Source organism: Secundilactobacillus folii, from assembly GCF_009720675.1.
Taxonomy (GTDB): Bacteria; Bacillota; Bacilli; order Lactobacillales; family Lactobacillaceae; genus Secundilactobacillus; species Secundilactobacillus folii.
Map to the genome: position 1 here is coordinate 24,194 of NZ_WNJO01000021.1, position 7,038 is coordinate 31,231.

6 protein-coding genes are annotated in these 7,038 nt (G+C 45.2%); all 6 read right to left on the minus strand.

Annotated elements, in window-relative coordinates; genetic code table 11:
• Positions 1-68: 68 nt before the first annotated feature.
• The 6 genes from GM612_RS11500 to alaS all read right to left on the minus strand — a co-directional run bounded on the left by GM612_RS11500 (position 69) and on the right by alaS (position 6,693).
• Positions 69-2,426, minus strand: a complete 2,358-nt coding sequence (locus GM612_RS11500; RefSeq protein WP_155432503.1) for an endonuclease MutS2 — start codon at positions 2,424-2,426, stop codon at positions 69-71.
• Positions 2,427-2,494: 68 nt separating this feature from the next.
• The gene (locus tag GM612_RS11505; protein ID WP_246147742.1) at positions 2,495-2,770 is read right to left on the minus strand and encodes a cell division protein ZapA; all 276 of its coding nucleotides are present in this window, start codon (positions 2,768-2,770) and stop codon (positions 2,495-2,497) included.
• Between the two features lie 84 nt (positions 2,771-2,854).
• A complete protein-coding gene (locus GM612_RS11510) occupies positions 2,855-3,184 on the minus strand; it encodes a DUF1292 domain-containing protein (RefSeq protein ID WP_155432505.1) in 330 nt (109 codons plus the stop codon).
• 17 nt (positions 3,185-3,201) lie between these two features.
• Positions 3,202-3,633, minus strand: a complete 432-nt coding sequence (ruvX, locus tag GM612_RS11515) for a Holliday junction resolvase RuvX (RefSeq protein ID WP_155432506.1) — start codon at positions 3,631-3,633, stop codon at positions 3,202-3,204.
• The gene (locus GM612_RS11520) at positions 3,630-3,902 is read right to left on the minus strand and encodes an IreB family regulatory phosphoprotein (protein WP_155432507.1); all 273 of its coding nucleotides are present in this window, start codon (positions 3,900-3,902) and stop codon (positions 3,630-3,632) included. Before GM612_RS11520 ends, ruvX begins: the two co-directional genes overlap by 4 nt.
• A gap of 145 nt (positions 3,903-4,047) precedes the next feature.
• Positions 4,048-6,693, minus strand: coding sequence for an alanine--tRNA ligase (gene alaS / locus GM612_RS11525; RefSeq protein ID WP_155432508.1), 2,646 nt, complete (start codon positions 6,691-6,693; stop codon positions 4,048-4,050).
• Positions 6,694-7,038: the final 345 nt, after the last annotated feature.

Below are 7,038 nucleotides of genomic sequence, written 5' to 3' on the forward strand. Positions count from 1 at the left end.
TTTACATAAAGTAAGTGTATCAGAATTTAGAAAAATAACAAGTATTTTGAAGTCAAGAACCTAGAAAACTATAGTTTAACGATGGTTGAACCATCACCACCAGCATTGGCAGGAGAAAAACCAAACGACTTGATTCGTTTGTTTGAACGCAGATATTCAGTGACCCCTTTTCGAAGTGCACCCGTACCCTTCCCGTGAATAATAGTCACGGAAGGGTATCCTGCCAGCAAAGCAGAATCAATAAATCGGTCAACCTCTGCCATGGCTTCTTCATAACGATGGCCACGAAGATCAAGGGTTGGTGAAACCCCATTGGAGCGTGTTCGTTTCACACTTGCCCGTGGTTTAGGGGCATCCTTTTCCGGAGCCGCACGTTCCAAATCAACATCTTCGATTTTCATTTTAAGAATCCCCATTTGGACTTCAAAATGATGATCATCAATTTTATCAACGATCACGCCGCGTTGCCCGTAAGAACGAACGACAACTTCATCACCCTTTTTAAAGGCGTGGCGCTTCTTTTCACGGTTCAAGACGCGGTTTTTCTTCAGTCGTTTATCCTGCTGTAAAGCGTTAATTTGACCCTTTGCATCGATCAATTGATTTTCTTTGACAACGGTCTTGCCCGCCTGTAACTGCTTTTTTCTGATATCTCGAATAATATCATCCGCTCGCAGCCTAGTTTTTTCAACCAACTGATTAGCTTGATCCTTAGCCTGGTCCATCAAGTGATCTTTCTGTTTGAGATAGTCGTTAAACTTCGCTTTCAAGTCCGCTTCCAACTGCTGGCTTTCCGCTAACGTTTTGGCAGCTGCCTCAGCATCCAAATCGGCCTGACGTTTTTGAGCGGTTAGATCCGCAATCATGTTGTTTAGGTCCTGACTGTCATCACTGGTCAGACTACGGGCCTCATCAATAATTGACGATTTAATTCCTAAACGCGTAGCAATCTCTAGTGCGTTACTGCGACCAGGTATCCCAATCATTAACCGGTACGTTGGCTGCAGTGTTTCGTTGTCAAATTCCATGCTGGCATTGATTGTTTCCGGACGATTATAGCCATAGGCTTTTAGTTCGGGATAGTGAGTAGTCGCAATCACCTCGCTACCCATGCTGCCGATTTCGTCCAGAATGGCCATCGCCAGCGCTGCACCTTCCTGGGGATCAGTGCCTGCACCTAGTTCATCAACAAGAATCAAGCTATGATCTGTTGCGCTGTTTAAAATCTTGACAATGTTTTCAATGTGAGACGAAAAAGTACTCAAGTTTTGTTCGATCGACTGTTCATCACCAATATCGGCAAAGACTTCATCAAAGAGGCCAACTTGTGAATGTTCATTAGCAGCAATGAACAGACCAGACTGAGCCATCAGTTGCGTTAGGCCAACGGTTTTTAGAGTAATCGTTTTCCCACCAGTGTTGGGGCCAGTAACGATGATTGCTTTATAGTCCTTACCAAGGTCAATATCGTTAGCAACAACTTTCGCAGCATCGATCAATGGGTGCCGTGCTTGACGCAGTGAAATAATATTTTCCGTTGATAAAATCGGCTCAGTCGCTTTCAAAGCATGGGCATAACGTGCTTTGGCGTTAATGAAGTCCAGATGTCCCAGAATAGTTGCATTGGCGGCAATATCTTCTTGATAGGGTCGCAACAGGTCAGAAAGCTCTAGTAAGATCCGTCGCTCTTCTTGACGTTCATCAATTTGGGCTTCACGTAATTGATTATTTTTATTGACAACAGCCTCTGGTTCAATGTATAACGTCTGCCCACTGGCACTTTGGTCGTGTACAATACCACCAAAGCGCTGTTTATACTCTGCACGAACCGGTAGAACGTAGCGGTCATCACGAATAGTCACCAGCGTATCACTCAGGTATTTAGCGTTCTTACCACGAGTATAGCCTGCCATTTGGTCTCGAATGGCACCTTCAAAGTTTGTAATCTGCCGTCGAATTCGACGAAGTTCAGGAGAGGCCTCATCCGTTAAACGACCGTCATCTTGTAACGAAGTGGTCAACCGACGACTGACATCCGGTAAATGGATCAAACGACCCACAACGCCGTATAAGCGTCGTAATTCAACTGGTCGATCTTCCAGTTCGGCAAAAAAGTTAACCACCGCTTGAACGGTCTTCAACACCTGACTAATTTGTGCTAACTCAGTTCCGTTCAGTGTGCCATCGATCGACAGTCGCTTAAGGTGGGGGCTGACATCCGCTAACTTGGGAATCGGAATTCCATTTTCAAGGCGGTAAATGTCAGCACCATCCTTAGTTTCGTCGATTTGTTCTTGGACCCAAGTGTTATCACTACTTGGAACCAATTGTTTTAGCTCAGCGTCGCCAGCAGCCGAAACGATATACTGTCGAATCTGCTGTTTGATTTGGTCATACGCCATCGTTTGATAGATTTTGCTATTCATAAAATCTTTAACTCCTATCACTCTATGCTCTCATGACAATTAAGTTGATATTTATCGAGAAATTGTCACTACTCTGCATGCTGATCGGCGTTACTTTCGTGATCATATCGAGCGGTCGTTTCTAATTGATCTGAAATTGCGTTAAAGGCCAGCAAAATAGCGGTCTCTTCCTTTGACATATCGGGTGCCAGTTTTTTCAATTGAGCAAGTTGCTGATTCATCAAACTGGTTACCGCCCGCATATGGGCTTCCGAACGGTTACCCACGATCGTGTAACTCTTGCCGTCGATCACAGCTTTAAATCGTCGTCGGGATGGTTGTTGCTCGTCCTTCGAATCATCCAATAGGGCCACCTCCAAAAATATCTTTAAACTCAATTTAGCCGCTGACCCATTCGGACCAGCGGCTAAATGAATAACAATCAGCATTTATTTAGGATCGGGTACACCCCAGTCTTGATCTGAGGCATCAGTACCGCCACCGTTCAAAAAGGTATTTAGCATTGATTCAACCATATCCCATTCTTCATCAGATTCAATTGGCAATAAGTCGCCACCTTGAGGATCTGCAGGGTCATCATCATCGGCTAATTGGTAAGCTTGGATGTCAACTTCTTCGTCGCCCTCTTTACCTGCCGGATACAGTAAGATGTATGACTTACCAAAGTCCGGTGACTTAAAGGTGAAGAGCACGTTGTATAATTCTTCATTGCCATCCTCATCAACGATTGTAATTTGTTGGTCATTGTTTTCACTCATGTTAGTTTACCTCACTTTTATTTAGTCAAAGGACCCTTTCGATCCAAGTAATTTTGAAGAATCAAGCTAGCTGCAAGCTTGTCGATGACCCGCTTTCGCTTCCTGCGCGAGGTATCCGCTTCTTCGACCAGCATCCGTTCAGCCTCAACGGTCGTTAACCGTTCGTCCTCAAAGTCCACCGGCAAATCAAAGGTTTGTTTTAACAGCTCGCCGTAGTCTTGAGAAGCTTTAGCACGGGGCCCCAGTGAATTATTCATGTTCTTTGGCAAGCCCAGAACAAAACCTGTCACTTCGTACTGCTTCACGAGTTCTTTGACCCGGTCAATTCCAAATTCTTTGTCATCTTCATTGATCCGGATAATTTCAACACCCTGTGCCGTCCAGCCAAGCAGATCGCTCATCGCAACCCCCACAGTTCTTGAACCGACATCTAATCCCATTAATCTCATTGCTTAGTAAACGTCCCATTCTCATTCAGGTAGAAGCGAACCAATTCCTCGATGATCTCATCGCGTTCATGCTTACGAATCAAGTTTCGAGCGTCGTTAATACGGGGAATGTAAGCCGGATCTCCAGATAGCAAGTAACCCACGATCTGGTTGATTGGGTTATAGCCCTTTTCTTCAAGCGCCTGATACACTGTTACCAACGTATCATGAACATCCTTTGGTTTTTTATCCCCAAAGTCAAAATACATGGTTTTATCTAACGTACTCATGATCACACCTCCACCGATGCTATTTGTTACTATTCTACCGGATAAACCAGTGAACAACAACGGTTATGACGCGTTGTAATTGGAATGAAATATAATTTCCCTCAAAACACCACGTAATTTCAACCAGTAGGATTAGTCTACCACGTTAAGCTAAATTTGCCAGCCATTTACCTGCTTGCTTCATAGCATCCTGCAGGCCTGCTGGATTCTTACCGCCAGCCTGTGCTAAGTTGGGACGGCCACCGCCACCACCATTAATTTTCGGTGAAATGGCCTTGATTAAATCGCCAGCCTTAACCCCCGCTTTAATAGTGTCATCATTAACAGCCACGATTAGATTAGCCTTTTCACCCATTTGAGTACCCAGCACTAACACGTCTGATAACTGCTTTTGCCGCCAAGTATCCGCTAATTGACGAAGTTGATCCATCGACGATACCTGAACAACACCCGTAATTAATTTCTTACCGTTAACGTCTTGTACGTTATCAAAGATTGCCCCAGCCTGCTGACTTGCCAATTTAGCTTCCAGTCCTTCAGCCTTGGTGTTCAAGGCCTTAACCTGCTCTTGAAGTTGCTGGATCTTAGTCAAAACATCAGTCACCTGCTGAGACTTAAGGGTCGCAGCAGCGCTGGTCAAAATCTGGTCGTGGTCATTAAGATACTTAAAGGCGTCACCAGCTGTCACGGCCTCAATTCGCCGTGTGCCAGCACCGATCCCGGTTTCAGAAGTAATCTTGAAGAGACCCAGTTCGTTGGTGTTCTTGACGTGGGTGCCGCCGCAAAATTCAATCGAGAAGTCGCCAATTGAAACGACCCGCACCTGATCGCCGTATTTATCACTAAATAGTGCAATGGCGCCCATTTTCTTTCCAGTGGCTTGATCCGTCACCGTAGTTGTCACGGGCAACTCTTCAAAGATCTTCTCGTTGACAATGGCCTCGACTTTAGCTAAATCTTCGTCAGTCACCTGGCCAAAATGGGTGAAGTCAAAACGCAGGTAGTTTGGTTCCACTAATGAACCGGCTTGCTGGGTGTGCTCGCCAAATACATTGCGAAGTGCTTGATCTAATAAGTGGGTCGCCGTATGATTCTTTTCAACTTTACTGTGAAAATGAGCGTCCACTTTCAACGTCACCGTATCACCCACTTTAATACCGCGATGCAGTTTTAACGTGTGTAGGTTTTGGCCATTGGGTGCGTGTTGAACATCTTCAACGGTGGCAATCAAGTTGCCGTTTTCATCGAGTACATCGCCCTGATCAGCGACTTGGCCACCCATTTCGGCGTAGAAGGGCGTCTTGTCAAAAATAACTTGAGCTAACTCACCCTCCGTTGCATCCGTTAATTTACCGTTAGCCAGGATGTCAGTAATTTTAGCGTCTTCGACCTCTAATTGGCTGTACCCAACGTATTCACTGGGGGTTTTGACACCAATTAAGACGTCTGTTTGCACACCCATCGAATTATCAGCATTCCGTGCTTTTCTTGCCCGCTCACGCTGCTTTTTCATTTCAGACTCAAAGCCTTTTTCGTCGACTTGAATGCCTTGATCGGCAGCGTATTCACGGGTCAATTCAACGGGGAAGCCGTAGGTATCATACAGTTTAAAGGCTTCAGCACCATCAATTTCAGACTGCTTATTTTTCTTGGTAGCCACAATTAAATTATTTAACAAGTTTAGACCGTCAGTCAGGGTTTCGTTAAAACGGTCTTCCTCCGACTTGACAACTTGGGCGATGTAATCACTGTTTTGCAAAACTTCTGGATAATAGGCTTTCATTGCCTCCCCAACAACTGGCACCAGTTTATACAAGAAGGCCCCGTTAATGCCAAGCCGCTGACCGTTCACAACAGCTCGTCGAATCAACCGTCGAATCACGTAGCCACGTCCTTCATTGGAAGGCAAAGCGCCGTCGCCAATGGCAAACGTGATCGCACGGGAATGGTCGGCAATCACTTTGAAAGCTACGTCTAACTTAGGATCCTGATTGTATTTTTTGCCATCACTATAAGCTTCCGTTGCCTTGATCATTGGCAGAAATAGGTCGGTTTCAAAGTTGGTTTTGGCATTTTGGAAAACTGAAACTACCCGTTCTAGACCCATCCCGGTATCAATGTTTTTTCGTGGTAACGGTTTATAAGAGCCGTCTGGTTCGTGGTTAAACTGCGAGAACACAATGTTCCAGATTTCGAGGTAACGTTCGTTTTCCCCACCGGGGTAATTTTCCGGGTCATCCTCATCTAAGTTGTTGAACGACTGGCCACGGTCGTAAAAGATTTCGCTATCGGGGCCTGAAGGGCCTTCACCAATATCCCAGAAGTTATCTTCAGCCTCAATAATATGGTCCGGAGCTACACCAACTTCAGCCCAGCGCTTTTTTGCGGCGTCGTCTTCAGGATAGACCGTCATGTACAGTTTATCCGGGTCCCAGCCAAACCATTTATCGGAAGTCAGTAATTCCCAAGCCCAAGCAATGGCCTCATCCTTGAAATAATCGCCGACTGAGAAGTTCCCCAACATTTCAAACAATGTGTGGTGACGAGCCGTCCGACCAACGTTTTCAATATCGTTAGTTCGAATACTCTTTTGCGAACTGGTCATCCGCGGGTTCTTCGGCACCACAGAACCATTAAAATAGTTTTTCATGGTTGCAACACCGGAGTTGATCCAAAGTAACGTCGGATCATCAACTGGCACTAATGAAGCACTTGGCATAATGGTGTGACCCTTGGACTGGAAGAAATCCAGGTACATCTGCCGAATTTGACTGCTGCTTAAATTTTTCATGCTTTCTCTCCTTTAAAATAATAAAACACCGTTGCTAGTAAAGACGCCATGGACGCGGTACCACTTTACTTGCAACGATGTTGATCGTTTACCTCTTAAGGCTCAATGCGCTGAGCTACGGTTATTCAATTTACCAGTAAGGGAGCACTCGAATTGGGATTCGTTTTTCACAGCAACCAAAACGTTTCTGAAATTTCCGTTCTTTGAGCATATCCTTACCTAATCACGACAATTAGTATACAGTTTTTCAGATGGGCATGCAAGCTACATTGGCAGCTTTTAAATAATCTGGCATCCAAGACCCGCAAATTTACTTATACCGTTCTGAAGAGGCTCGTTTTTGTT